Source organism: Antricoccus suffuscus, assembly GCF_003003235.1.
GTDB classification, from domain to species: Bacteria; Actinomycetota; Actinomycetes; order Mycobacteriales; family Antricoccaceae; genus Antricoccus; species Antricoccus suffuscus.
In genome coordinates, this window is sequence record NZ_PVUE01000001.1 from 489,019 (window position 1) to 515,354 (window position 26,336).

The following is a 26,336-nucleotide window of genomic DNA, read 5'->3' on the forward strand; positions in this document are numbered from 1 at the left end:
TATGGACTTGCAGCTTGCCGGAAAGACCGTATTCGTGAGCGGATCGGGCCAAGGGCTCGGCCGCGCGATCGGTGAGGCGTTCGCCGCAGAAGGGGCCAAGGTCGCCTTCCACTACAACTCCTCAGGAGCAGGTGCAGAGGAAGCCGTGGCCGGGATCAAGGCCGCCGGAGGCCAGGCCGTCGCGGTGGGAGCGGACATCCGCGACGACGCAGCCGTCCAAAAGGCCGTCGACACGGCGGAGTCCGAGCTCGGCCCCATCGACGTACTGGTCAACAACTCGGCGGTGACCGGCACCGGCAAGTTCGTCGACACGACCCCCGAAGAGTGGGCCCGACAGGCCGACGTCACGATCATGGGCACCCTGCGGATGACCCAGGCAGTCGTGAAGAAGATGATCGCCAACGGCGGTGGCTCCATCGTCAGCCTGATGGGAGACTCCGGCCGGGTCGGCGAGTCCGGTCTGCTGGTGACCGCGACGACCCGATCGACGACTGTCGGCCTGACCAAGTCTCTCGCCAAAGAGCTTGCGCGCCACCAAATCCGGGCCAACGCCGTGTCCATTGCTTTGGTGCGTACGGACAATTTCGACCAGCACGTCGGGTCGAAGGAGGACGAGCGGATGAAGAAGATCCTGTCGATGTATCCGTTGCGCCGCCTCGGCAAGCCCGACGACGTCACGCCGACGATCCTGCTGCTGGCCTCGCCCCTCTCGTCGTGGACCACCGGGCAGGTGCTGTCGGTCAACGGCGGCTACTCGATGCAGTCCTGATGTCCGTCGGTAGTGCCGGCAGCGTCGGAAAGAGCGTCCGCCGCAAGGAGGACGGCCGGCTGATCACCGGCCACGGCCGGTTCGTCTCCGATTTGCAACTGCCGCGAATGCAGCATGTCGCGTTCTTGCGCAGTCCGATGGGCCACGCGCAGATCACCGGGATCGACACCAGCCGCGCCGACGGATACCGGGTATTCACTGGGGCGCAGGACACCTTCAAGAATGTGGTGCTGCGGGCGCAGTCGGCGCTGCCGTCGTACGTCGAGACCGAGCAGCCGATCCTCGCGTGGGACAAGGTCCGCTTCGCAGGGGAGGCGATCGCGGCCGTCGTTGCCTCCAACCGCTACCGGGCCGAGGACGGCCTCGAGATGATCGACGTCGAGTTCGAACCGTTGGAGGCGAATGTCTGCGCCTGGCGCGAACCGACAAGCGTGATCCACAACGACGCACCCGATAACGTCCTGCTGCACAGGAGGTTCGAGGCCGGTGACGTGGAGGAGGCCATGGGTGGTGCCGCCGTCGTCGTGGACCGTGAGCTCACCACCAACCGGCACGCGGGCAACCCGATGGAGTGCCGGGCCGGGGTCGCGCTGTGGGACGCCGCCGATCGCACGCTGACGTTTTGGTCCGGCACCCAGGTGCCGTTCCTTGTCCGCAACATCATCGCCGAACTGCTGGGCCTGTCCGAGGGTAACGTGCGAGTGATCGCCCCGGACGTGGGCGGCGGGTTCGGCACGAAGTCGGTCATTTACCCAGAAGACGTCGCGCTGTGCCTGATCGCGCAGCAGATGCCCGGCGTACCGGTGAAGTGGCTCGAGGACCGCATCGAGCATCTCGCTTCTGCAACGCACGCCCGGGAGCATCGCTACCTACTGAAGGCCGGCTTCGCCGCCGACGGCGTACTGATCGGGCTCGACGCCGACATCACCTGCAACGTGGGCGCGTATTCGGTCTATCCATGGACGGCGGGGATCGAGCCACTCATGGCGGGAGGCTTGCTTACCGGTCCCTACAAACTTGCCAACTATAGATGCGAAGTTCGCGGCGTCACGACCAACACCTCGCCGTCGGGACCGTATCGTGGAGTCGCGCGGCCGGCGAGTGTCTTTGCGATGGAGTCGATCATGGACGACGCCGCGCGACGGCTCGGCATCGACCCGATCGAGATCCGGCGGCGCAACTTGATCGGACCAGGCGACGTTCCCTACAAAATGCCGTCCCGGCTCGTCGACGAGTCGGGGCACTACAACGAATGCATGGACAAGGCGCTCACGCTCATCGACTATCCCAAGTGGCGCGCCGAACAAGAGCATCGGCGTACGACGGGAGATGCGCCGATCGGGATCGGGGTCGCCTGCTACAACGAGCTCACCGGACTGGGCCGGGCCGCGTCGGCGGGTCCTCGGATGCCGTTTCGCACCGGTCACGACGCGTGCACCGTGCGGATCAACCCCGACGGCCGCGTGACCGTCTTCAGCGGCGTCAGCTCGCAAGGGCAGGCGCTCGAGACGACGATGGCGCAGGTCGTCGCGGACGCGGTCGGGGTCTCGTACGACGACGTCGACGTACGCATCGGAGACACCAACGAGTCGCTGTGGGGGTTCGGCGCATTCTCATCGCGCCAGGCGGTCATCGGCGGCGGCGCCGCGCACTTGGCCGGCGAAGCGGTGCGGGACAGGGCATTGAAGCTTGCCGCGGCGCTCAAGGAGATTGACGTGGCCGACCTGATCTTGCGTGACGGCGTGATCGAAGTAAAGGGCGAACCACAGCCGCTGATCAGCCTCGCCGAGGTGGCCCGCGTTGCCTACCTCGAGTCCAACCGGCTGCCCGACGGATTTGAGCCTGGCTTGGAGGCGATGAAGTTTTACGATCCGATCCGGGGCGCCTTCGCCGCCGGCGTACAGGTCGGCGTCGTCGAGGTCGACACCCGGACCGGGGCGCTGCGAATTCTCGACTACGTATGCGTCGAGGATGCTGGCAAGGTGGTGCATCCGCAGGTCGTCGACGGCCAGATCGCCGGAGCTATCGCGCAGGGTCTTGGCGGCGCGATGCTCGAGCACCTCGTGTACGACGACGCCGGCAACCTGACGACCGGGACACTGATGGACTACCTGATGCCCACCACCGCAGACATACCGGACATCACCATCGGGCACATCTCGCGGCCGCCCGACAACCCGACCGGCGTCCGCGGAGTGGGCGAAGGCGGCACCCTGGGACCGAACGCCGTACTGGCCGGTGCCGTGGGCGACGCGCTCGGCATCCTGGTCGAGGACCTGCCGGTCGATCCGGCCAGAGTGCGCGAGATGGCGCGCCGGCGTACGGAGGTGGCGTCGTGAAGCCGCCGAAGTTCGACTACGTACGCGCGGCCAGCGTCGCCGAGGCCGTCGCGGTCCTGGATGCCAATGAGGACAGCAAAATCCTGGCCGGTGGGCAGAGTTTCGTGCCCGTCCTCGCGCTGCGGATGGCGCAGCCAAGCGTGGTCGTCGACATCAACCGGATCGACGGACTGTCGGGGCTGGAACAGCTCGCCGATGGGACCACTCGCGTCGGGGCCCTCGTGCGGCACTATCAGCTCGTCGAACAGCGGCAGCATCCGCTGCTAGCCTCCGGCGCCCGGTGGATCGGGCACACCGCGATCCGCAGCCGCGGCACCTGCGCGGGGAGTATCGCGCACGCCGACTCGTCCGCGGAGCTGCCGGTATTGGCTACTGCGCTGGACGCGACGGTGCACATCACCGGTCCTGCATCGACGCGCACGTTGGCGGTTGAGCAGCTCTTCCAGGGCGCGATGACGACCGCGCTCGAGGAAAACGAGATGATCACCGCCGTCGACTTCAAGATCGCTGAGCGGTGGGGCTTTGCCGAGTTTGCCCGCAGGCACGGCGACTTCGCGATCGTGCTCGCTGCGGCGGCAGAGGTCGACGGGGAGCTGCGCGTCGTACTCGGCGGTGTCGGTGGCGTGCCCGAGCGCGCGTTTGCCGCTGAGCAAGAGTACGGCGCGGGAGGCCCCGCAGCGATCGACCGGGCGGCCGCGGCCGCTGCCGATCAAATCAACCCGACCGCCGACCTGCACGGCTCGGTCGAGTTCCGCCGCGACATCACCCGCGAGATGGTACGGCGGGCGCTCACTCAGTTCTCGACAGCGAAAGCCTCTTAGGAGCCGGCATGCGGACTCAATTCACCGTCAACGATGCGGCGTACGGCCTCGACGTCGAGCCGCGGCTAACGCTCGTGGACGCGTTGCGGGAGGAGTGCGGGCTGACCGGCACACACGTTGGCTGTGAACACGGCGTGTGCGGAGCTTGCACGGTCATCGTCGACGGGCAGCCGGTGCGCAGTTGCCTGATGCTCGCGGTCCAGGCCGACGGTACGTCGGTGAGCACGGTCGAAGGACTCGCCGCCGCCGGGCCCGACGGCGAGGTGCTGCACCCACTGCAGGAGGCGTTCGTGACGCACCACGGTCTGCAGTGCGGCTTCTGTACGCCGGGGATGCTGATGAGCGCGCTGCACCTGATCGAGACCGAAACGGACCTCACGCGGGACCGGATCCGCGAGGAGATGTCGGGGAACATCTGCCGGTGCACCGGTTATCAGACGATCGTCGATGCCATCGAGTCCGCCGCGGCGACAATGAGCAGCCAAGCCGCGGTTCGATAGCAGTCTGACCCGACAGCCTGTATCACCGACTGTGCACTTGTGTCACCGACCTCGGTAACACAAGTGCACAGTTCACGACACAAGCAACGGCCTCGCGAGTCGCGTTAGCCCTCGGTGCTTTGCGGGGCGACGCCGCTAACTGCGTCGACCAGCCGGGGGACGAGGTGTTCGAGCACGTACTTCTGGCTCAGCGGCGTGAGGAAGTAGATCGCGCCGGCCAGTTCGGCGTCGGTGAAGATCGCGTGGTTGCCGGTGACCGCGCTCAGGCTGGAGACAGTCCCGAATTTGAGCAGGTCGCCGATGCCCTCAGGTGACTCGGTGGCGAAGACGATCACGTCGGCATCGATAAGGCCGATGTTCTCGGCGGAGATCTGAGCCTGAGAGCCTGCAGTGGGGGCGTAGGTCTCGAGGCCCTGCGTCATGTTGAAACCGAGGTCGGTCAAGAAGTCGGTATTGATGCCGTCCGGATACACCCAGAGGTTGCCTTCGTACGGCGTGCCCTGCGAGAAGGTGGCGGTTAGACCTTTGAATTCCGGGTGCGCGGCGGCCGCGTCGGTGTACGCCGATTCCACGCCGGCGATCAGTTTGTCGCCGGCGTCCGAGCGTCCGACGGCGGCCGCTACCTGCCGGGTCTGGTCCCGCCAGTTCGAGAAGTACTCCTCCGAACCCTTGATGCTCGTGACTGTCGGGGCGATCTTCGACAGCTCTTGATAGGTCTCTTTCGTGAGTCCGGCGTTGGTGCCGATGATGAGGTCGGGTTTCAGTGCCGCGATCTTCTCGTACTGTAGGCCGTCGGTCTGGTCGAGGACGGCTGGTTTGGCGTCGCCGAGCAGGTCTGTGGCCCACGGCCAGACCGCGTATGGTTGGTCGCCGTACCACTCGGTGGTGGCGATCGGCGTGACTCCGAGCTCAAGCAGGATGTCCTGCTCGGTCAGACCCACGACGACCACGCGCTGCGGCTCGGCGTCGATCTTGGTCTGGCCGAACTTGTGCTCGACGGTGACGGGGAAACTGTCGGTCGCCTCGGTCGTGTAGTTGGGGTTGGTTTTTTCCTCGCCCGAGGCGCTACTGCAACCGGCGAGGGCGCCTCCTAAGAATGCGAGTGCGGCGACCGCGGTGAGGACGCGCGCGACGACGGAAGTCGTGCGGCGTCCCGGATAGGTGATGTTCATAGGCCCTTCAACGGGTCGAAGTGATTAGTAGCTATTTAGCGTAGCCTAACCTAAGTGTTGGCCTTGGCCGTCGCACGTACGTTAGCGAGGGCAGTCGGGCTCGCGGAGGACTCTCAAACGTTCAGCACGGTGATCGACGCGGCCGATCGGGTGACCTTCACCCGTGATCCGTTCGATCGGATCATCACTGCCCAGGCAATTGCTGCGAAGGATGTGCTGGTCACCAAGGACGCGCGCATTCTGGCAGCCTATCCACGGCAGGCGGTATGGGCCTGAGCCCGCCGGATGCGGCCAACCTCGCCCCGCGTGGGTGGCGAGGTACTGCCCGCAATTACTAGGAGAAGTCGAGGTTGATGCGCCGTTGCAGATCGGTGACCGGCGGCGATGTTAGTGGCCGACGGTGAATCGCTGTCGGAGGTGTGCCTGCCGTTCAATCTCGTCCACGTAGGCGAGGGCGAAGTCGGTACCGGAAATTTCCGAGGAGCCGTCGTCCTTGGTCACCAGCTGGTCGCCGCCGATCCGGTAGGAGCCGGTGGTCTCGCCGGGAGCGACGGCGCCGAATAGGGCCGCGGGGCTGACGTAGAACCAGTCGAGCTCGGTCGGTGCTTGTTGCAGCGCATCCAGGACCTGCGCGTGGGCGAGCGCTTCGGGTTTCCAATCGTCGTGGAAGTCCGGCGTGTCTACCAGCCGCGGTCCGTCCGGTGCCACGAGTGAGGAGCCGGCGCCCCCGACGAACGACAGTCGCGCGTGATGCTGGATCGCGGCCTGCTCAAGCCCGCGAACGTGCGATGCCAGGCCGCCGTCGATGTCGATGGCGCGCAATGCGATGACGAGCTGATCGGCGTCGGCGGCAGCCTGCCGCACGGTATCGGGATCCGTCACGGACCCGATCCGGTAGTCCACGCCGTCGACCGGGTTTGTGGGTGCGTGGCGTGAGTACGACGTGACCGTGTGTTGCCGTCGGAGCGCTTCACGCGCGATATTGCCCCCGGCGTACCCGGTGCCTCCAAAGATAACCAGTTGCGTCATCAGCGCACCTCCTCGTGTAGCTGATGAGCTAACGATATAGCCGGCAAGCGGCGGCGGTGGTGGGCACGCGTTGACGTGGTCGAATCGCGGCCGTGCCAGCCGGCAGGTAGCCGCAGACCGGTCAGCCGTTGCGCGAGGCCACCACGGACCGGGCGACGGCGGCGACGGCGGGGTCTACGCCGGTGAGCAGGCTGCGTCGGGTGTTGCCGAAGAGAGTTTCAAGGACGTCGAGTGTGGGACTGCCAGCCGGTACGTAGTCGGGTCGCAAACTGCCTGATACGCGCCAGCCAAGTTCCAGCAGCAGATCCCTGATCTCGTCCCGCCACTGCTCGGCCGGCACCCCACCGCCGACGACGGCGAGCGCGAGCCACCCCGCTTGTCGGTCAAACTCGGCTTTGCCGATCGGCAGCCGCGACGCGATGTGCCGCAATAGCGCGCCCGGCTGTGCGCGGCACCGCCGGGCGACCGCGGTCGGCGCCAACGTGCCCTTGCGGACGCTCACCAGCCCGAGCGCACGAGCGCTGTCGCGAAGGATCGCGATGGGCGGAGTGAGATCCTCACGGTTTGCCTTGCCGATCCACCAGTCGGTAATACCGGTTCGTTGGGCTACCTCCTCGACCATTCTGGGCGGCAGGTAGCCGGCGTTGGTCAGCCGTGCTCCGTCGTCGATGACGTCGAGGAGCGCCATGTACGGTGCGGTCAGGCGGGCGGCGTCAGTTGCCTCGACCTCGTCGGTGGTTACGTCGCGTGCCAGTAGTTGTGTGAGTCTGCGGTCGCCGCCGCGGATGAGTCGTTCGCGCAGCGCGGCCAACTCCTCGGCCACCGGGACTGGCGGCGCGAACGTTGTTGCGAGTGCTGCGTTGGCCTCGTCGACGTCGAACTGGTCGGGGTCCCAGTCGGCGGGGAGCCAGTCGTGGGCATGGCCGGCGTCCTCAAAAGTAGGAGGGAGTGCCGACGGGTCGTATCCGCTGCGCACCCACGCTGCCAACTCCGCGTAGCCCCAGGTACCGCCGCAGTCCTCGGGTGGGCATGCCAGCCGTCCGGCCACGCAGCGCACCTCGACTGGCGGCTCGTCGGTGACTTCCTCGACGGCGAGCACGTGGTCCCAGCCGTCGCCGAAGTCGTACTCGTACCAAAGCCGGTCGCCCTTGGCGCTGAGGACCTGATCGAGCCGGACGCGGTCTTCGAGTACGCCGTCCTCGCCGTCGTCGATGTCGAAGGGCGTGACGAAGTACGGCGAGCGCCGGTCGCTTCCCGTTCGGAAGCGGTGCAGGTGACTGTCGAACCATCCCATCGCGGCTTGGATCGCGAGGTGCAACTGGTCGAGGGTCAGGTCGCCGGGTAGCTCAAGCCGCCGCCACACTGGCGGCTTGGTGTCGACCAGGTCTAACCGGACCTTAAAGCCACGAACGTCGGCAGGCGCATCGCCGAGCGCTGGTTCCGGTGTGACCAGCGCAGCATCGATCGACGCCTTCGCGCGGTCGGCGAGGATACGCAAGAGTGCCTGTTGCTGCTCCGGGGTCGACTCCGCGGCGAGCTGCTCGGCGAGTCGTCGTACGTCCTCAGTATTCGACATGGTCGCCAGTCAACCATTGCTCATTACGAACACCGCGACTTGGGGAGGGCTGTAGTACGTCGTACTCGTGGAGTCCGAAACCGCTGTCGGTAACTCGGAGGGCTGGTGTGCCGCCGACAGTTATCGGGCAGGTCAGGCCGGCAGATGAGTGCTCGACACCTCGACAAGCAGCTTGTCGTCGTTCCCCAAAATCTGTGTCTGGACGACCGTGAGTCGACGTCCCGCCCGCACAATAGTTGACTCCACTCTGAGCTCACCACCACGTTGGTTTCCCAACATCGAGGCGTTGAGCCCGAGGGTGATCATCCGTGGCCCATTCCCGGATTCATCGCAGTTTGCGAGGTTCGCGGCATGCGTGGCCGTGCTGTCGGCGAGCGTGAGCAGTACGCCGCCGTGGACCATTCCTCCCGAGTTGGTGTGCTCGTCCCGGACGGCAAAAGTGGCCACCACCCGGCCGTCAACAAACTCCGGCTCGGTAAGCCCAAGCAGCTTCGACAGAGGATTGTCGACGACGGACCGTTGCATTCGTTTGCTCCCGAGTTTGCCGTGGTGGCGCTTGCGCCATGCTAGCTGTTCGGGACTAGGACCTGACTGTGCCTACATCGAGAAGGCCGCGACGTACTTCGGTTAGTTCTGTGGGAAGCCGAGGTTGATGCCGCCGTGACTCGGGTCGAGCCACCGGCTGGTGACGACCTTGCCGCGGGTGAAGAAGTGCACGCCCTCGGTGCCGTGCGCGTGAGTGTCTCCGAACAGCGAGTCCTTCCAGCCGCCGAAGGAGTAATAGGAGACCGGCACCGGGATCGGCACGTTGATGCCGATCATCCCGACCGTGACGTCGTTTTGGAACCGCCGCGCGGCGCCGCCGTCATTGGTGAAGATCGCGGTGCCGTTGCCGTACGGGTTGTCGTTGATCAGCGCCAGGCCTTCGTCGTACGACGCCACCCGGATCACTGAGAGGACCGGCCCGAAGATCTCGTCTTTATAGATGTCCATCTCCGGCGTCACACGATCGAAGAGCGTCGGGGACAGCCAGAAACCGCCGTCCGCGCCGTCCACCTTGCCGCCGCGCCCGTCGACGACGAGGTCGGCGCCGGACTCGATCCCGGAGTCGACGTACGACGCCACCTTGTCGCGGTGTGCACCGGTGACCAGCGGCCCCATGTCCGTGCCTTTGGTTCCGTCGCCGGTGGTGAGCGCGCTCATCCGCTCCTTGATCTTGATGATGAGCTCGTCGGCGACCGGCTCGACGGCGACCAGTGCCGAGATCGCCATGCAGCGCTCGCCGGCCGAGCCGAACCCGGCGTTGATCGCGGCATCCGCGGCGAGGTCGAGGTCTGCGTCCGGCAGGACCAGCATGTGGTTCTTGGCGCCGCCGAGAGCTTGCACGCGTTTGCCCTGCGCCGTACCGGTTTCGTAGACGTAGCGGGCGATCGGGGTCGAGCCGACGAACGAGACGGACGCGACGTCCGGGTGGGTCAGTAGCGCGTCGACGGCTTCTTTGTCGCCGTGTACGACGTTGAACACGCCGTCGGGCAGGCCCGCGTCGCGCCACGCCTCGGCGATCAGGTTGGCGGCAGACGGGTCCTTTTCGGACGGTTTGAGTACGACGGCGTTGCCGCAGCCGATCGCGATCGGTACGAACCACAGCGGGACCATCGCCGGGAAGTTGAACGGGGAGATGATCGCGCTGACGCCGAGGGGCTGGCGTAGTGAATAGACGTCGATGCCGGTCGATACGCCGGAAGAGTAGCCGCCTTTGAGGAGGTTCGGTATGCCGCACGCGAACTCGGCGACCTCGAGCCCGCGGATCACTTCGCCGCGCGCGTCGGAGAGCACTTTGCCGTGTTCAGAGGTGATGACCGCGGCGATGTCGTCGGCGCGGGCATTGAGGATCTCGCGGAATTTGAACAGCACCGCTGTGCGGTTGGTGATCGACGTCGCCGCCCACTTCTTCCCGGCCTCGGCGGCCTGGGCGACGACTTCGCCGACTTCGTCGGTCGAGGCGAACGCGACATGCTTGGTCACCTCGCCGGTCGCCGGATTGAAGACCTCGCCGGTCCGCTCGGGCGACTCCGTGCCCCATTCGGATCCGCCCACGAAATGCCGCACGATTGGTGTATTCACTGTGACTCCTCGACGCTCGAAACTCCCTCCCGACACACTATGTGCCGAGAGGGAGTCAACGTACGACGGAGTGCCGGCACGAGCCGCTAGTGGTCGAGGCGCCGCCGGCGGCCAACCCATACGAGCCCGAGTCCCGATGCTAAGAGCAGCCCCGCGTAGGGCAGTAGCGACACGGTATCCGTGCCGGTGTTGGCGAGGCTGCGAGTAGCCGCAGCAGGATCCGTCGCGCCAGCGAGAGATGTAGTGCCGTCACTATCGTGTACGAGATCGAAGTCCAATGACTGGTACGAAGCCGATTGTCCGTCGACATTGCAGACTGCCTCCACGTGATAATGCCCGGGTTCCGCGGGATAGCCGGCCGTCCAGTGTCCGGTGGCATCCGTACCACTATCGGCCGGTCGTGTGAAGGTCTTCGGGAGTTGTGCCGTGACAGTTACTGTTCCGGGGGAACCGCCAATCGCGCAGCCATTGCCGCTAATTTGAACGAATTGTCCATTGGCATCGACGCCCAGTTTTACAGCAAGTGTGTTGTCGCCGGCGAGGAGGTCTGCCGCCGGGCCGGCTGGTTGCGAACTCGCCGGTACCGTCAGCATCGGGTACTCAATGGTGGTGTTGTAGATGTCGCAGACCGCGTGCGCGGTGTAATCGCCGCCGGAACGATCGAGTGTTGCGACGACATACCAATCCCCGCTTCCGGTGACGTTCACCGTGATCGTGGTGCCGGCCAGCACGCCGTTCTTGTCGGCGAATCCCACGATCACCTCCCCGGGTGTCCCGTCCGTGCCGATGCAACCGCCGCCAGCGATTCCCCATACGTCTGGTGTGCTCGCAGATGCTGGCGAGGCCCAAGGGGCGGAAGAGTAGTCGGCGCATCAGCGACTGCGGCTGGGATGGCGGACATCGTTAGCAGCGCTGCCGCCGTGATGATCTGACAGATACGTGAGCGAGCGGTCATTTGGGTCCCCGTCTGAGGAAGTCTGTGGATTACCTATACCTCTCGCACACATTTCGCGAGGTCATAATAGGTGTGACGTAAGCGTTATCTCAAACGGGCGGCTGTTCACCCGATTGTTATCCATCGATGTGCTCGCCTGGTGAACAGGTGGTTCAGAGGGCTCGACATACGGGGGCGAGAGGCTGCCCGGTTGATTTGAAATCACCATCGAATGATCACGAGGCGATAACAATCGGTTGAGATTGAGCGTGAGGTGCGTCCCGCTGACTTGTCCCCATGTGCCCCACCAGTCACAGTAGTGACGGCTTATTAAAACTGAATATCTGCGCGCCCATAGTGTGAGCGCAGTCGCTTCCTCCCCCCGTGAACAAAAGGTCTCGCAATGCGTGCTGCCAATGCACCCAGTCGTACATCGACCGTCTCTCGAGTACTTACGATCGCCGTCTCGGCATTAGTGCTCAGCGGTGCCCTGATCGGCATCCCCATCATCCGCGGTATCGCCGAGGACCCGAAGCCGGTCTCGCCCGCTGTACAGGACATTGCTCTCGGTGCGCCCGCCGCACCGGCTGCAAAAGTCAAGGTGCTGGACTCCGGAGACAATCCGGCACCTGCTCCTAGTGCTCCTTCCGCGCCGAGCGCGAGCGGTACCGCCGCGCCGACGCCGGAGGCAAGCCCACCCTCTAGCGAGTCCCAGTCACCCACGTCGCCCGGTGCTGCGCCTGATTCGAGCGCGGCCCCAGCCGCTCCCAGCACGTCGCCTGCGCCTGGTTCTCCGAGCACAGCCCCGGCATCGCCAAGCACAGCGCCTGCGCCGTCGGCGCCGGGCGCTCCTGCGCCCCCCGCTACGGGCATGCCTGAAGGCAGCAAGACGATGGTGCTTGCCCAGCCGAACACTAAAGGCTTCTCGATGGCCGGTGTGACCTGGGCGGGCGACAACCCGACGACTGGCCTGGCTGTGCAAATTCGCGTGAAGGACACAGAAAAGGGCACGTGGTCCGGGTGGACCGATCTGAGCCTCAATCAAGACGGCGGCCCGAATCCCAACGCCGCGGGCGAACGGAATGGCACCGATCCGTACTGGTTCGGGACCTCGGACGGCATCGAAATATCGGTCACGATTGCGCCTGGCGTCAACATCACGGATGCCAAACTAACGCTGATTGATCCTAAGAAGATCTCGCAAGATGGAAATCCTGGCGCCCCGCAACCGGCAGCGCAGGCGCACGGTGCACCCGGCGATCAGCCACTTGTATATACGCGAGCTCAATGGGGCGCGGACGAGAGTAAGCGGACCTGGGATCCGCAATACGCCTCGACCATCAAAGCAGCGACCCTCCACCACAGCGCTGACGGGAACAACTACTCCGAGGCCGATGTGCCTGGCATCATGCGGTCGATCTACCAGTACCAAGCCGTGACCCAAGGCTGGGGCGACATCGGCTACAACGTCGTCGTCGATAAATTCGGTCGTGCCTGGGAGGGTCGCTACGGCGGACTTGCCTCGACCGTGATCGGTGCACATGCTGGCGGGTTCAATACATACACGTTCGGTGTATCGATGCTTGGCAACTACGACCTGGTAGACGTTCCGGCGGCGACCAAGGAGACGGTGGCACAGCTCATCGCGTGGAAGTTCGGGCTCTATGGCGTCAATCCCACTGGGACGACGCAACTTACACAGATGAATGGCGGTTTCACTACGGCAAAGTTCAACGACGGACAGACAGTGACTCTGAACACGATATTCGGGCATAGGGACACTGGCAATACAGTCTGCCCAGGTCGCTACGGATACGCAGCGCTCCCCTCTATACGTGCCAGAGTCGCGCAGATTATGTCGTCGTATCCAGCGTTTGATCCTCAAGGTGCAATGTCGACCGGAGCGGGGACCAATGGCGAGATCGCGATCAATGGTTGGGCATTCGATGGGAGCGCTCCGTACGGTTCGGCCACGGTCATGTTCACCTTGAACGGGCAGGTTGCGGGATACGCTAGTGCGTCTGGTCCACGCCCAGAGCTTGGGAATTATGGAATTCCGGGCAACCATGGATTTACAACAACGCTGAAACCATCGTCGACCGGTAGTGACACCGTCTGCATGTTTATTTTCAACCTAGGTAATGGAAAAGATGTCTTGGCCCAATGCTCCAAGGTGGTAATTCCTAAGATCAATCCGCAGGCTGCCTTCACCGCGACGAAGGACGCAGCCGGATTGATTCACGCTGATGGCTGGGCGATTGATATGAGCGCACCGATGGAGCCAACTGTGGTGATGCTGACGCTGGACGGTGCTGCGGTCTCGTTCTCCTACGCCAATGGTCCCCGCCCAGAACTTGCGAACTACGGAATTCCAGGCAACCACGGACTGAACACCGTAGTACAGGGAAGTCGAACTTCGAGCAACCTGTTGTGTATGTACGTGTTCAACATCGGCGCCGGTAGCGACATTCTTGCCGGTTGCTTGACTCTGGCACCCCCCCCAATAGACCCACAGGGCGCGATGCAGGCTGGAGTCGATAAGAGCGGCAATATTGTGGTCGACGGCTGGGCGTTCGATCTTAGCGATCCAACAGCGGCGGCGACGGTCATGTTGACGTCAAACGGGCAGGCTTTTGCCTTCCTGTACGCCGATCAACCGAGGCCGGAGTTGGCCAATTATGGGGTGCCGGGCAATCACGGTTTCGTCTACGCGACGAAGCCGTCCAAGGGTTCGAGCCAGGTGTGTATGTACGTCTTTAATATCGGCGGGGGCGCTGATCGACTCGTCGGCTGTGCCACGGTCAAGGTCTAGGTCGTTTGATGCCTTCCGATGAGATGCAGTCCGATACCGATCCGAAAAAGGGAGTTCCAGGAGCCGGGCGGTACATTGTGATCGCTGCCAGCGTTGGGATCGTTGCTGTGCTTGCCGTGATCTTGGTCGCGGTGTTGGGATCGAACGGCAGGACCGACAACGCTGCCGATGGGGGGACCAAGGCCGCGTCGTCCGTCCCGCCGGATAGCTCCTCGCCTTCAGCGCCGGACTCGACGCTGACCAGTACGTCGGCCGGGTCGCCGGGCACAGATAGTTCGTCCGCCACGAAGCCGTCGACATCGGTCTCGACGCCGCCTTCAGCCAGCAAAACTGCGCCGCCGCCGTCGGCTGGTGATGTGTCTGGGCAGCCTGCGCTCCCTCCGATCTCGGGGGCCGAAGTCGTTATCACCAGCGTTACTTCGGCGCCCGGCACGCATTCTATCGATGTCTCAGCCGCAGTAAACGGGATCACTACGCTTGACGGCACCTGTACGGCCACTGCAACAATGGGCAGCGAAAGCGCCAAGGCGTCGGTAAAGGCGCTCTTTGACGGTCGGGGCATGTCGTGCGGTTCCATCACCATTCCCATGCAAGGTAAACCCGGTGGCAAATGGAAGGTGACCGTCGTCTTCACTGCCGCCGTAGGTACCACGGAATCAGCCGCCGCGACTGTGGAGATCAAATAGATGGCTGGTATGACGCAGGCGACCGCTACGACCGCTCGACGTGCCGTTCTAGTCGCGATTGTCATCGCGTTGATGGGTGCGTTCTTCACGTCTACTGCGCAGGAGGCCAGGGCAGTCTCGGCTGGCGATTGGAAGGCCGGGATGATCATCTCGGACGCGAAGTTCTTCGACGGCAATGCTATGTCGGCAAATGATGTGCAGGGATTTTTGAATTCGCAGGGAGCCAATTGCGTCGCCGGTGAGATGCCATGTCTCAAGAACTACTCGATGCCCACACCTCCGATCCCTGCGGAGCCCGGCCTGTGCAGTGCCGTCGGCGCGACCGGCGGACTGTCGGCTGCCCAGATCATCGACGTCGTTGCCCGCGCTTGCGGCATCAGCCAGAAGGTCATCCTGGTCACGCTCCAAAAGGAGTCCGCGCTGATCACCAAGACGCGACCAAGCGCGATCAACTATCGAAGTGCGACCGGTTTTGGTTGCCCGGACACCGCGCCGTGCGATGCACAGTACTACGGGTTCTTCAACCAAGTCTACCGAATGGCTCGACAGTTCAAGGTCTACACCAATAACCCCACCCGTTACGGCTATCAAAAAGGTCGCAACAACAACATCCAGTACAACCCGAACGCCGGGTGCGGATCATCAAATGTCTACATCGAAAACCAGGCGACTGCAAACCTGTATATCTACACGCCGTACCAACCAAATACGGCGGCGCTCAACAACATGTACGGCACGGGCGACTCGTGTTCAGCATACGGCAACCGCAACTTCTGGCGGATGTATACCGACTGGTTCGGCTCGACCACAGATCAAAACGCGATTAACCCACAAGGCGATCTGCAGAGTGTGACCGTAAGCGGTGCATCTATCCTGACATTGACCGGTTGGGCGGTCGACATGAACATTCCGTTGGCCAGCGTTTCGGTGGCCATATCCGTGAATGGCAAGGAATTTGGGTCCGCATTAGCTACAGTTCCCAGACCAGAACTTGCCTCATACGGGATACCTGGTAATCATGGCTTCTCGGTTCAACTCCAGGCGCCCTTCGATGGACCGAACGAAGTATGCGCCACAGCTAAAGACATCGGCGGAGGACAGGACACGTCGCTTGGGTGTAAATCCGTCACAGTGGCGTATCCAAAGATTAATCCGCAAGGCGCCTTGCAATCTTCAAGTCACGATTCGAATGGCAACATCACCGTAGGCGGTTGGGCCGTTGACATGAGCACGCCCGTTGACCCCGTAACACTGATGATCACGGTCAACGGTCAGGCGGTCGCATTTCTCTACGCCAACCAGCCCAAGCCCGAATTGGCCTACTACGGTATCCCAGGAGACCACGGCTTCTCAGTAACAGTCAAAGGAGTCGTTAACGGGCCCAATACCGTATGCGCCTACGCGTTTAACACACTCGGAGGCAGTGACATTCTAACTGGCTGCGCCACAGAGTCTGTCCAACTTCCGGGGAGTCCACAGGGATCGCTGGACTCGCTCACTGCTGACAATGCGGGAAACGTTGCTGTCAAAGGCTGGGTCTGGGACGTGAGTTCACCGACAGCGCCGGTGACTGTGATGCTGACCGTAGACGGTAATGTTTCCGCGTACTTCTATGCGTCGGATCCGAAACCTGAGCTGGCACATTACGGAATCCCGGGAGATCACGGTGCGAATTACACCCTCCGGCCCGGCACCCAAGGTGCAACACAGGTGTGTATGTACGCGTTCAATATAGGGGCCGGCGGCGACATTCTTGTCGGATGTAAAAGCGTCTGGGTGGTGCCGCCTGGCAGCCCGATCGGTAGCGTGCAGTCAATCACTACGGGCAGCGCGGGTTCAATCACGGTTCAGGGGTGGGCGTGGGACAGCGACGTGCCAATCAACCCGGTCGCACTCATGATCACGACGGATGGCATCCCGACAGCCTTCTTGTATGCCGACCAATCTCTGCCGAATCTGACGGCGTACGGGATTCCTGGCCGACACGGATTTGCATATACGTTTGCGCCCAAGAAACTGGGGGCCAATCAAGTATGCGTCTACGCAGTCAACCAGGGCGCCGGCGCCGACGTGTTGCTCGGGTGTAAAACGACAAGCTAGCGTGGTCTAGCTCGACGGACGAGTTGGGTTCGTACACTCGCGAGCAGGGACCGCGCAGCGGTCAGCGGTCTCCCCGCTCCTATGTCGCTGATCGATCCGCCGTCGTCCGACCGCGGGGGCGGTTCGTCTGATTGCTCCGCCTGGTCGAGGCGATCGCTTGCGAGGTGATGCGCCATATAGTTCCCGTGGTATTCGGTGGCGGCCAGTACCTCGGGTCGTCGACCGAACTCGTTCTCGACAAATACGATATTGAACTGATTCTCATACTCGATGTCCCGGGCGATCGGGACGAATCCTTCGGCCAGCATGAACGCGATCACATCCAATGAGAGCCACTGATCGGCCCACATCATGCGTTCCTCAACCTCGATCTTGATCACCTGGCATGAGGACAGAAAGTGACGAGCGCCTTTCAGAACCTGCTTCGAGGCGCCCTCTACGTCAATCCAGATGCACGAACGCTCAACCTCGGGGAAGTAGCTATCCAGCGAGACTGCGTCGACGGTAAATTTCTCGTAGGTTGTCGACTCGTCCGATCGAACTAACAGCGAACTGTTTCCGGTGACCTGACGCATGTCCTGACCGTCGGCCTGCCTGCGGAGATGAAAAGTCTCCTCACCGGGCTGGTCGGTCACGGCGCAATTGAGGTATTCGACACCCGGGGCAGACTCTTTGAGCAGCCCACTGTAGGCAATGAAGTTGTACTTGTTCGCTTCGAACGCTACGACACGGCATTGAGGCAGCATTCGCTTGATCTGGCGTGACGCCTCAGCTTTGTAGGCGCCGGCTTCGGCGAACACGGTCGGCTCCGACAGTTCGACGAGTCTGAAGAACAAGTCGTCGAGATGTCGAGCCGAGTTCGAACGACCCTGATGCATGTTTGAGAATGTGGACACATGATCCCGCAATTGCTGGTCGTACAGCCTCGCCAACATGCGGTTCAACTGCTGGGCATTGGTCAGGTCCACTTGCGGCACAGGAAGAGCCCTCCAGCTCGTATTTGGTGTACATGATGGCGGCGGCCCCGGGAAGCTGCGCACGTTCGCTTGTCCGTCAACTATGCCATGCGCTAGCCGCCGACATCGTGAGCGATCCCTCGTAACCGCGGCGTGCGCACATCCGGCGCCCGTAGCCACTACAATCGACCGAGCGATCTAACGTAGCGATGCCGATCTGGGCCCGTCCATGTCGACCACTAGGCGACCGTTGTGTGTAGGTGAAGTCGAACCGTTTTGGCGCATCGGCGTAAGTAGAGTAGTTCAGAGCAGAGACAAGGTAGGCGAGTGGCAACACGTAATCCGATAAAGGAGATATGGCATTACAGAGGGCTAATCGGCAATTTCGCCAGTCGCGAAATCAAGGGCAAGTACCGGGGGAGCTTACTGGGGTCTGTTTGGTCCTTGCTTAATCCACTCTCCACCCTCGCGATTTACAGCATTGTCTTTGGCTTCTTCTTGAGGTTTCCCAACAGGGTCGCGGGAAACGGCACTCTATCTAGTTTTCCGGTGTATCTATTTACTGCCCTCGTGCTCTGGAATTTTTTTAATGCCCTAGTTACGGGCAGCATTGGTGCGCTAGTTGGTGCCGGACCGCTATTGCGAAAGATCTACTTCCCTCCCTTTACGGCAGTTTTTGGTTCAATGCTTGCTGTCCTAAACCAGCTAATGATCGAAATCGGCATTCTAGTCGTCGTATTTTTGATTGCCTGGAACATCAGTTGGACGATTCTGCTCCTACCGATACTCCTCGCACTTTTCGCGGCGTTTGGTCTCGGCGTTGGAATGTTTTTTGCGATGCTGAATGCGCGCTTTCGCGATGTCAATTATATCATCACAGTACTGCTAAACCTCCTGTTTTATAGTGCGCCCATTATTTACCCTATTGAGCTAGTTCAGGCCAAGTACGGCGAGTATCCTTGGTTGAAACTATATGAATATAATCCCCTGACTGTATTCATAGAATCATTTCGGAACATTCTGTGGGACCTCAAATTTCCCGGATGGCCCAGCATGGCGTATATGGTGATCGTGAGCCTGCTCGTCCTCGCAGGTGGATGGTTCTTCTTCCAACGACGCGCTCACGACGTTAGCGAGGAACTTTAAGATGTCTGGTCTATTTGCGACGAATCAAACGTCGGAGGATATAGATCGCATTAGCGCGGCCCGTGAGTCGGCGATCGAGATCCGCGATGTGTCGAAGCGATTTAAACTCTTCGCGGACCGACGCACCAATCTGAAAGAAATGGTAACGGATCGTCGCCGGAAAGATCGGAGTGATGAGTTTTGGGCGTTACGTGACATATCGCTCGACATACCCAGGGGTAAGACGTTCGGTCTGATCGGGCACAACGGGTCCGGCAAGTCAACTCTCCTGAAGCTGATTGCCGGCATCCATCGTCCGACCAAAGGGAGCGTGGTTGCGCACGGACGGGTGTCAGCCATGCTCGAGCTCGGTGCAGGTTTTCATCCGGAGTTGTCCGGGCGTGAAAATGTGTATCTTAACGGGTCGATCCTCGGAATGACTCGCAAGCAGATCGACCGCGCGATGGAGCGGATAGTCGACTTCAGTGGCTTGAGCGAGTTTATAGACACGCCCGTGAAGATCTATTCGTCGGGGATGTACGTGCGTCTTGGTTTTGCGATCGCGGTCAACCTTGATCCGGAAATCCTCATTGTGGACGAGGTCATCGCTGTCGGCGATGAGGAGTTCCAGCGCAAATGTTTTGATCATTTGTATGATTTGCGCAGACGCGGGACGACCATAGTCATGGTCTCCCATAGCCTCGGCCTGATGGCGGAGATCTGCGACGAGGTCGCCTGGATTGATAGCGGTAGGCTGCGAGGAGTGGGGCCCGCGAGAAAATTGACGGACGAATACCTCGCTTCGGTTAACATAAGGGAAGCCGAGAGCGCCCAAGGCATAAGCCATGAGTCGCCAGCGTATGGTTCTACGGAAGTCGACCCGAGTCGTCATGGATCTGGGGAGGTCCAGGTGACTGATATTGAGTACCTTGACGCTGAAGGTAGTTCGGTGGCGTTTCTGACCAGCGGTCAATCGTGTACGCTGCGGGTTCACTACTCTGCGTCGGCAGAAATTTCGAGCGTGGCATTAGGCCTTAGTTTCGATCATGAGTCAGGCGCACATATCGCTGATACGAATAGCGGTTACGACAACGGATCTTCCTCACTGCAGGCTGGCCGCGGCCACTTTGACTATCGAATGGATAGACTCCCATTGCTTCCAGGAGCCTTTACGCTATCCACTCTGTTGTCGGACAAAGGTCATACGTACGATTCTCGAGAGCGAGCCTTCATAATGAAGGTCCGGGCCGCAGAGTCGAATCTTGGTTCGGGTTTGGTTCGTTTTGAGGGTCTGTGGACCGGACCCGGATCCTCTTAGCCCGCGGTGGGACTATCTGCGCCCGATCGAATCCTAGCGCCAGCTTTTTGGCGCGTTGAGTATTCGCCTCGCGCGTGCTCGCAGTGACTGGGCATTGATCAAGTTCTGTATATGATCGATTCTGCCGTTCAGAATCCCAAACTGGGCGATGAGACGATTCGTCGCGCTGATGTTGGCAGAGTTGATGTTCTCGATAGCTTTTTCAATCCGCGCTAACTCTGCATGCAAATCCTGGCCGAGGATGTGGAGTTTTTGATCGGTATGGCCGGCCAGGTCCGATAACGCGTTGATCAAGCTATTTGTGTGGTCCGTTCGTTCGTGTGCACCCTGGTTGGTTCGGTTAACAAGTTCGGCGACAAAGAGATAATGCCCCAGACCGTTGGCTTGCGCGGTGCCTCTTATATACCGGTCTCGTATCGCTATGTCGTAATGGGAGTGATCGGCGCTGGCGACAACGACACTGTTGCCCAGGTCGCCCTCGGCGTCGCGACGGTGGTGCCATTTGGCAAGTGGTTGTCCGTCAAGAAATCCCACCGTGTGGCGCTGGAGAACTCGTAGGTTGAAATCCCAATCCGCGAGAACTGGAAGCGAGTTGTCGTAGAAGCCCACCTCGTCGTGAAGGGAGCGGCGGTAGAGGAACGAGATTGGCGGCGCATAGTTGCGCACTAGCATGTCCAGTAGGGTAATCTCGTGCTTGTCGGCGGCGAGGATCTCGCTTGACTCCGTGACGACGCTTCCCGCTTCTATCCGTTCGTAGATTACTTCCGTGCGTGCCATGACGCCCGCGTCGTGTGAGCCCTCGAGATGAGCTACGGTCTTCTCGAGAAACTCTGGGTGCCAGCTGTCGTCGTCGTCGTGAATGGAAATGTATTTCGATGAAGATCCGCGTACTCCGTCGTTCATGGCGCCTTCACGGCCGCTAGACACGACGTTATGTATCACACGAATTCGTCCTTTGGAGCGCTCTAGATGGCGTCCAACGACTTCATTCACTGGTCCTGGGTCGCCCGCATCGTTCACGATGACGATGCTGAAATCCTGGTAAGTCTGGGCAAGCACGCTTTCAATTGCCCGGTCTAGTAAGATTGGGCGATTCTTGGTTCGGGTGACAACGGCGACGGTTGCGTCGACCTGGTCATTCGACACGCGACTTAGCTTCTCTCGCCAGTATCGATCCAGTGGCACAACCTTGCGACGCCATCAGTTACTGAGACCTTTGGACTCCAGTCGAGTGCTGATTGCGAGTCCGTGATTGTGCACGATGCGGCGCGCACGTCGCCGTCACGGAACATGCCATTGATAGTTGGCCTCGGCGCGTCATAAATGGAGGCGATTATCTCTGCGACTTGCAGAATCGTGGTCCCGCTGCCACTTCCGATGTCATACGCGAACTTATTGCCGCCGGAGTTGAGTGCACCGGAGACTATTGCCGACGCAACATCATTAATATATACGAAGTCCCGAACAATATCGCCATCTTCGTAGACCGGTATGCTGTCGCCGGATCGAGCCTTCTGTGCGAAGAACGGCAGGATTCCTGTGTACGGATTTGTCAGCGATTGACCTGGTCCGTACACATTTTGAAGTCGGAAGATGACTGGCGTGACTTTCATCGCAAGTGACCAGGCCCGAATAATGTGTTCCTGAGCGAGCTTTGTTGATCCGTAGACGCTCGTGGGATCGGCGACCACAGTGCTCGAGTTGAACGGCAAGACCGTAAGGCCAGGAAAGTCCCACTGTGCGCGGTCCAGCATGTCCCGTGTTCGTTGCCCAGGGTAGACGATCTTGCCGTTCGCGTCCTGCCAGGCTCCCTCGCCATACACCGCCCGGCTGGAGGTAAGCACAATTCGTTCTGGCAACTTGCCATTTCGGGTAAATGCATCAAGCATCTGAGTCGTACCAACGACGTTGACTTCTGCATGTCTGGATGCCTCCGTGAGCGATTGCCCCGTGCCTGTCTCAGCTGCGAGGTGGATCACTGTCGAAGGTGCTACATCCGCCAAAATCCGATCCCAGTCATCACCTGAGGTCACATCTCCAACGAGTAGTTCAACGCGTTCGTCTAGGTCGCCTGGTCTTGTCGCGTTCGCGTGCACTTGCGGGTGCATATTATCCATGGCGACGACGCGATCGAAATGCTTGGGCAACTCGGTCGACAACGCGCAGCCGATGAACCCGGCGCCGCCGGTAACGAGGCAGGTTTTGGCCATTTCGCTGATCATGTCTCCAGTTCGTATTAGCTTGCTAGTGCAATTGCGACGTCGTCCACTATAGGGGTTCCGACTTGACGAGTGCGGGACGCCGATCGCCTGCAGTTGGTTGTCGGCCGGGTTCGTGGACGCCGAGCCGCTGCCGCTCGAGGCGGCGCTAACACGGAGGAAACCACACTTGGCTTCGGCGATTGAGCTCGAGCACGGCGCTTCGGTCCTGCTCGCCGAGAACCGGTAATCTGACACGCTGCAGCCATACTGTCTCTAGACAATGCACCGATTACGCTTGCGAGGCGCAGCGAATGGATGGATAAGCCTTGGATCACGCGCGGTGAAGATCACGCGCTGTCGCGTCGACATTGGTCACGCTAGTAAGAAGGGCCGATGTAACGGCATGGTGAAACGTTCGTCAACGGTGTCCGGAGCCGATGCCCTAACGACGCATAACAAGCGTGCGCGGAAGGACATCCAAGCGCTTCGCGCTGTAGCCGTCGTTGCGGTCGTGCTCTACCACCTCTGGCCGAGCAGGCTTACCGGCGGATTCGTTGGGGTCGACGTCTTCTTTGTCGTTTCTGGATTCCTCATCACGTCGCACCTCGTCGCGAAACCACCTGCGCGGATTGTTGACCTTGCGACCTTCTGGGGTCGGCGAATTCGACGATTGCTGGCTCCGGCATTCGTGGTGATCGTCGTAACGCTGGTCCTTGTGAGGGTATTTCTTCCTAGCACTCTCTGGCGCGGGAATGCGCACGACGCGACAGCATCTATGCTGTACTACCAGAACTGGCATTTGATTGGTGATGCGGTCGACTATCTCGGCGGAGAGACTGCGCGTTCACCGTTCCAGCACTTCTGGTCGTTGTCAGTCGAAGAGCAGTACTACATCGCCTGGCCGGTGTTAATCGGCCTCGCGATCGTGTTCTGCAGGCGCCGCGGCTCGACACGGCAAATCGTCGGTGTACTGGCAGTCGGCTTCGTCGTGGCGTCTTTTGTTTACGGACTCACCGCCAGTTATACCAGCCCGGCCGTCGCGTACTTCTCGACATTCGCGCGCGCTTGGGAACTTGGCATCGGGAGTGTTCTTGCGTGTGTCGCCCCCATTGCATCGAAGTGGTTGCGGCCACACGAGCGAGGGCGAAGTTTCGCCCTATGGGTAAGTCTTGGCGCTCTAGCCGCTTCGTTCGTATTAATAGACTCCGACGACGTCTTTCCAGGTTGGGTAGCGACGGTTCCGACAGTCGCTACTGCGCTAATAATCTTGGTCGAGGCGCCCGAGAAGGCGCGGCTGACGGGGCTATTCTCAGCTCGGCCGGTGCAGTTCATAGGCGACGTCTCATACGCGCTCTATCTTTGGCATTGGCCACTAATTGTCGTCACGCCGTTTGTGTTGTCACATGGGCCGTCCTGGTGGGAAAAATGCGGGGTGATTGCCGTCTCCGTGGCTCTCGCTTGGGTGAGCACTACTTTCATAGAGGCACCGCTGCGGCGCAATCGACTGCTTGAGCGGCGGACGCGGTACAGTTTCGTGCTCGCGGCCGGGCTGTCGTTAGTGGTCGTTGCGGCGTCGGTGATCGTCGTGCTCCAGACAGACCAGATGGAGCGTAAGACTGCGACGGATGTAGTCGCGCAGATAGCGAAATCCCCGGATTGTTTTGGGGCGGCGGCGATGGACCCAGGGAATAAGTGTCCGGCGCACCAACCCCTTGTCACCTCACCGGTGTACGCAAAATCGGATATGTCACCGGTCATAACGGACTGCCTCAACTGGCCACCCTTTGAATCGTTCCAGTCTTGTACGTATGGGACTCAGTCACGTCCGATTAAGCGGATTGCTCTCTTCGGCAATTCACACGCTGGGCACTGGCTTCCAGCGTTTGAGGCGCTGGCAACCGCACGAGGCTGGCAAATACAGACGTTCGTCATCGGTGTTTGCCAACCTGTCGACGATGTAGTGAAGTTCGCGGATGGAATGGCAGGCATGTCAGCTGGGGAGCTTGCCAACAAGTGTAAGAAGGTCGTCGACAACGCATTAAATGAAATCGAGAAGGGTCATTTTGATCTAGTCGTAATGTCCGATCTCGATCGCAAGCCGCAGGCCTCTGTGGAGGATTACGCTAAAACTATGGCTGCCCTTGCGACACCGTCGCGAAGGCTGATGGTAATCCGAGACACGCCCGCACCGTTAGACCCAAAGAACGAGCCTCCTGATTGCGTCGCGACCAATCCGGACAACTACGACGATGCATGCGCCGGTACTAGATCGGCGTGGATCGGCTACGACCCGCTGGCCGACGCCGCAAAAAAGCTGGACTCTCCAAATGTCACGACAGTCGATCTGAACCAGTATCTCTGCGGTCCGGTCCGATGCCCGGCGGTCATCGGCGGGGTCATCGTTTACGCCGATTACAACCACATGTCGACAACGTTCGCGAGGACGCTCGCGCCCTATCTACTTCCGTATGTCGAGCCACTCTTGATTCGCAAATGACAATCGAAGGACGATCCTGGTCGGCTGGCGTCATGTCTTTTGCGTGTTGGGCTCCTGGCTTTGCAGATCAGGCCCTATCCGTTGACCCGGCGCTTCGCCGGGTTTGATTCGGCTGAGAGTCGCCAGAGATAGCACTGGGAGCCTGACCGACCGACGTGGTCAGCTGATTATCGATATCGCGTAGTTTCTGCGCATACCGAGACGACGAGAAGTTCGGATTTACCAACGACCGCTTGATCTTGTCATTGAGCGGGCCAGCCTTTTTCTGTGCCGCCGCGAGCAATGAGGGTGTCCAGCTCTTAAGACTCATCGCGCGCTTTTCGATAAGGTGCCAACTCGCGAACGCAACTAGATGGATGGCTGCGACAATGCAAATGTGGTAAACCCACCAGCCGGCCTTCTGGAGGCCGAAGTATGCTGAAAACTGCATTATTGGCCACGCAAATATGTATATACCGTACGAAAGATCCGCGTGTACATCCCAGCGTGTTAGTGGAATTCGAATCGCGCACCACATCAGTACGTACACAAAACCAAACTGCCCATAAAGCAGCCATCCCGCACCCGAGAAATAGGTAAACGCCGCGAGGGCCAGGGCTGCAACGGCGATGCGATCGTCGATACGGATCACATCGTCAAATAGCGCAAATACCATACCTACCGCAAACGGCATTAGAACCATAATGTTCTTATAGTCGTTAAGGAATGGCGCGAACTTGGTGAAATCGCCGAAGCCGGCCCATGTCATCGTGTTAAGTACAACCATGAAGCCCGCAAAAGTGGCCACTAGCCAGCGAAATTTCAGAATACCAAGAAGGCCGAAGATCCCAATAATGGCGTAACCCTTGAACTCATAAATAAGGGTCCAAGCGGAACCATTCCAGTTGAACCCGCCCGCGTGACCCAACGGAATAGTCGAACCCATTCCGGCTATATTCGGCTGATTCATGCGCAGAAACATGTTATCGGTAAAATAACGGAACGGTGAATCGACGGTAGGCGACCAGTAGTTTGTGGCTGAACCATAGGTGTGTATATATGCGATCGGGCCGAGCACGAATGCCGTTACAAGCAGGGCCGCCCAGAACGCAGGAAAAATGCGTAGTATGCGCCTCCAGAAGTAGCGAAATATCGTCGATGACCCTTGGCGACTCTTGGTGATAAGAAAGCCGCTCAGAAAGAAGAATCCACAAACGGCCACGCCGCCCAACGACTGCTCGGTCGTGAACTGGAGCCCGAGGTCATGTCCTCCGTAAAAGCCTGCCAACGGACCTGCGTGTGAGAAAATCACGGCGAACGCCATCAGCCATCGAAGGAAACCGATGCTATTGGATTTCGGGTTAAACGCCTGGCGAATAGTTAAAGGCATAATGGCTT

General features: G+C 60.7%; 21 protein-coding genes. 10 read left to right on the forward strand and 11 right to left on the reverse strand.

The features are described 5' to 3' along the window. Position 1: 1 nt before the first annotated feature. The 4 genes from CLV47_RS02350 to CLV47_RS02365 are packed head-to-tail and all read left to right on the forward strand — an operon-like array spanning position 2 to position 4,429. The gene (locus CLV47_RS02350) at positions 2–769 is read left to right on the forward strand and encodes an SDR family NAD(P)-dependent oxidoreductase (RefSeq protein ID WP_106347370.1); all 768 of its coding nucleotides are present in this window, start codon (positions 2–4) and stop codon (positions 767–769) included. Then, a complete protein-coding gene (locus tag CLV47_RS02355) occupies positions 769–3,108 on the forward strand; it encodes a xanthine dehydrogenase family protein molybdopterin-binding subunit (protein WP_106347371.1) in 2,340 nt (779 codons plus the stop codon). Before CLV47_RS02350 ends, CLV47_RS02355 begins: the two co-directional genes overlap by 1 nt. Continuing rightward, positions 3,105–3,929: an FAD binding domain-containing protein gene (locus tag CLV47_RS02360; RefSeq protein WP_106347372.1), complete on the forward strand. Its 825-nt coding sequence runs from the start codon at positions 3,105–3,107 to the stop codon at positions 3,927–3,929. Before CLV47_RS02355 ends, CLV47_RS02360 begins: the two co-directional genes overlap by 4 nt. A gap of 8 nt (positions 3,930–3,937) precedes the next feature. Then, entirely contained in the window at positions 3,938–4,429 is a 492-nt protein-coding gene (locus CLV47_RS02365; RefSeq protein WP_106347373.1) for a (2Fe-2S)-binding protein, read from the forward strand. Between the two features lie 104 nt (positions 4,430–4,533). Here the strand turns inward: CLV47_RS02365 and CLV47_RS02370 are convergent, their stop codons facing one another. Next, positions 4,534–5,601 carry an ABC transporter substrate-binding protein gene (locus tag CLV47_RS02370; RefSeq protein ID WP_106347374.1) on the reverse strand — a complete coding sequence of 356 codons (1,068 nt, stop codon included), beginning with the start codon at positions 5,599–5,601 and terminating at the stop codon, positions 4,534–4,536. A gap of 54 nt (positions 5,602–5,655) precedes the next feature. Between CLV47_RS02370 and CLV47_RS02375 the strand changes: the two genes are divergently transcribed. Then, positions 5,656–5,877, forward strand: coding sequence for a PIN domain-containing protein (locus CLV47_RS02375; RefSeq protein WP_106347375.1), 222 nt, complete (start codon positions 5,656–5,658; stop codon positions 5,875–5,877). 111 nt (positions 5,878–5,988) lie between these two features. Here CLV47_RS02375 and CLV47_RS02380 read toward each other — a convergent pair whose 3' ends face one another. From CLV47_RS02380 to CLV47_RS02400, 5 genes are all read right to left on the reverse strand, one after another. Continuing rightward, positions 5,989–6,630 carry an NAD(P)-dependent oxidoreductase gene (locus CLV47_RS02380; protein WP_170110929.1) on the reverse strand — a complete coding sequence of 214 codons (642 nt, stop codon included), beginning with the start codon at positions 6,628–6,630 and terminating at the stop codon, positions 5,989–5,991. A gap of 121 nt (positions 6,631–6,751) precedes the next feature. After that, on the reverse strand, positions 6,752–8,206 hold the full coding sequence (locus CLV47_RS02385) for a plasmid pRiA4b ORF-3 family protein (RefSeq protein ID WP_106347377.1): 1,455 nt from the start codon (positions 8,204–8,206) through the stop codon (positions 6,752–6,754). 132 nt (positions 8,207–8,338) lie between these two features. Further along, a complete protein-coding gene (locus CLV47_RS02390; RefSeq protein ID WP_106347378.1) occupies positions 8,339–8,731 on the reverse strand; it encodes a PaaI family thioesterase in 393 nt (130 codons plus the stop codon). 102 nt (positions 8,732–8,833) lie between these two features. Continuing rightward, positions 8,834–10,330: a CoA-acylating methylmalonate-semialdehyde dehydrogenase gene (locus CLV47_RS02395; protein ID WP_106347379.1), complete on the reverse strand. Its 1,497-nt coding sequence runs from the start codon at positions 10,328–10,330 to the stop codon at positions 8,834–8,836. A gap of 86 nt (positions 10,331–10,416) precedes the next feature. Next, on the reverse strand, positions 10,417–11,085 hold the full coding sequence (locus tag CLV47_RS02400) for an LPXTG cell wall anchor domain-containing protein (protein ID WP_146135257.1): 669 nt from the start codon (positions 11,083–11,085) through the stop codon (positions 10,417–10,419). Positions 11,086–12,135: 1,050 nt separating this feature from the next. Here CLV47_RS02400 and CLV47_RS02405 point away from each other — a divergent pair. Continuing rightward, a complete protein-coding gene (locus tag CLV47_RS02405; RefSeq protein ID WP_106347381.1) occupies positions 12,136–14,076 on the forward strand; it encodes an N-acetylmuramoyl-L-alanine amidase in 1,941 nt (646 codons plus the stop codon). Here the strand turns inward: CLV47_RS02405 and CLV47_RS02410 are convergent. Next, positions 14,066–14,710, reverse strand: coding sequence for a hypothetical protein (locus CLV47_RS02410; protein ID WP_146135258.1), 645 nt, complete (start codon positions 14,708–14,710; stop codon positions 14,066–14,068). The genes CLV47_RS02405 and CLV47_RS02410 overlap by 11 nt on opposite strands. A 52-nt stretch (positions 14,711–14,762) precedes the next feature. On the opposite strand from CLV47_RS02410, the gene CLV47_RS02420 reads away from it, so the two are divergent. Continuing rightward, complete coding sequence (locus CLV47_RS02420) at positions 14,763–16,862, forward strand: hypothetical protein (protein ID WP_106347384.1); 2,100 nt, start codon at positions 14,763–14,765, stop codon at positions 16,860–16,862. Here CLV47_RS02420 and CLV47_RS02425 read toward each other — a convergent pair. After that, positions 16,859–17,902, reverse strand: coding sequence for an FkbM family methyltransferase (locus tag CLV47_RS02425; RefSeq protein WP_146135259.1), 1,044 nt, complete (start codon positions 17,900–17,902; stop codon positions 16,859–16,861). The genes CLV47_RS02420 and CLV47_RS02425 overlap by 4 nt on opposite strands. A 243-nt stretch (positions 17,903–18,145) precedes the next feature. On the opposite strand from CLV47_RS02425, the gene CLV47_RS02430 reads away from it, so the two are divergent. Both CLV47_RS02430 and CLV47_RS02435 read left to right on the forward strand, forming a co-directional pair. After that, a complete protein-coding gene (locus CLV47_RS02430) occupies positions 18,146–18,964 on the forward strand; it encodes an ABC transporter permease (RefSeq protein WP_106347386.1) in 819 nt (272 codons plus the stop codon). Position 18,965: 1 nt separating this feature from the next. Continuing rightward, the gene (locus CLV47_RS02435; RefSeq protein ID WP_106347387.1) at positions 18,966–20,261 is read left to right on the forward strand and encodes an ABC transporter ATP-binding protein; all 1,296 of its coding nucleotides are present in this window, start codon (positions 18,966–18,968) and stop codon (positions 20,259–20,261) included. Between the two features lie 33 nt (positions 20,262–20,294). On the opposite strand, the gene CLV47_RS02440 is transcribed toward CLV47_RS02435, so the two are convergent. Next, a complete protein-coding gene (locus CLV47_RS02440; protein WP_170110930.1) occupies positions 20,295–21,407 on the reverse strand; it encodes a glycosyltransferase family 2 protein in 1,113 nt (370 codons plus the stop codon). Positions 21,408–21,412: 5 nt separating this feature from the next. Beyond that, on the reverse strand, positions 21,413–22,483 hold the full coding sequence (locus tag CLV47_RS02445; protein WP_202862333.1) for an NAD-dependent epimerase/dehydratase family protein: 1,071 nt from the start codon (positions 22,481–22,483) through the stop codon (positions 21,413–21,415). A gap of 319 nt (positions 22,484–22,802) precedes the next feature. On the opposite strand from CLV47_RS02445, the gene CLV47_RS02450 reads away from it, so the two are divergent. After that, positions 22,803–24,959: an acyltransferase family protein gene (locus tag CLV47_RS02450; RefSeq protein ID WP_170110931.1), complete on the forward strand. Its 2,157-nt coding sequence runs from the start codon at positions 22,803–22,805 to the stop codon at positions 24,957–24,959. 67 nt (positions 24,960–25,026) lie between these two features. Here the strand turns inward: CLV47_RS02450 and CLV47_RS02455 are convergent, their stop codons facing one another. Further along, positions 25,027–26,328, reverse strand: a complete 1,302-nt coding sequence (locus CLV47_RS02455; protein ID WP_106347390.1) for an acyltransferase family protein — start codon at positions 26,326–26,328, stop codon at positions 25,027–25,029. Positions 26,329–26,336 lie beyond the last annotated feature (8 nt).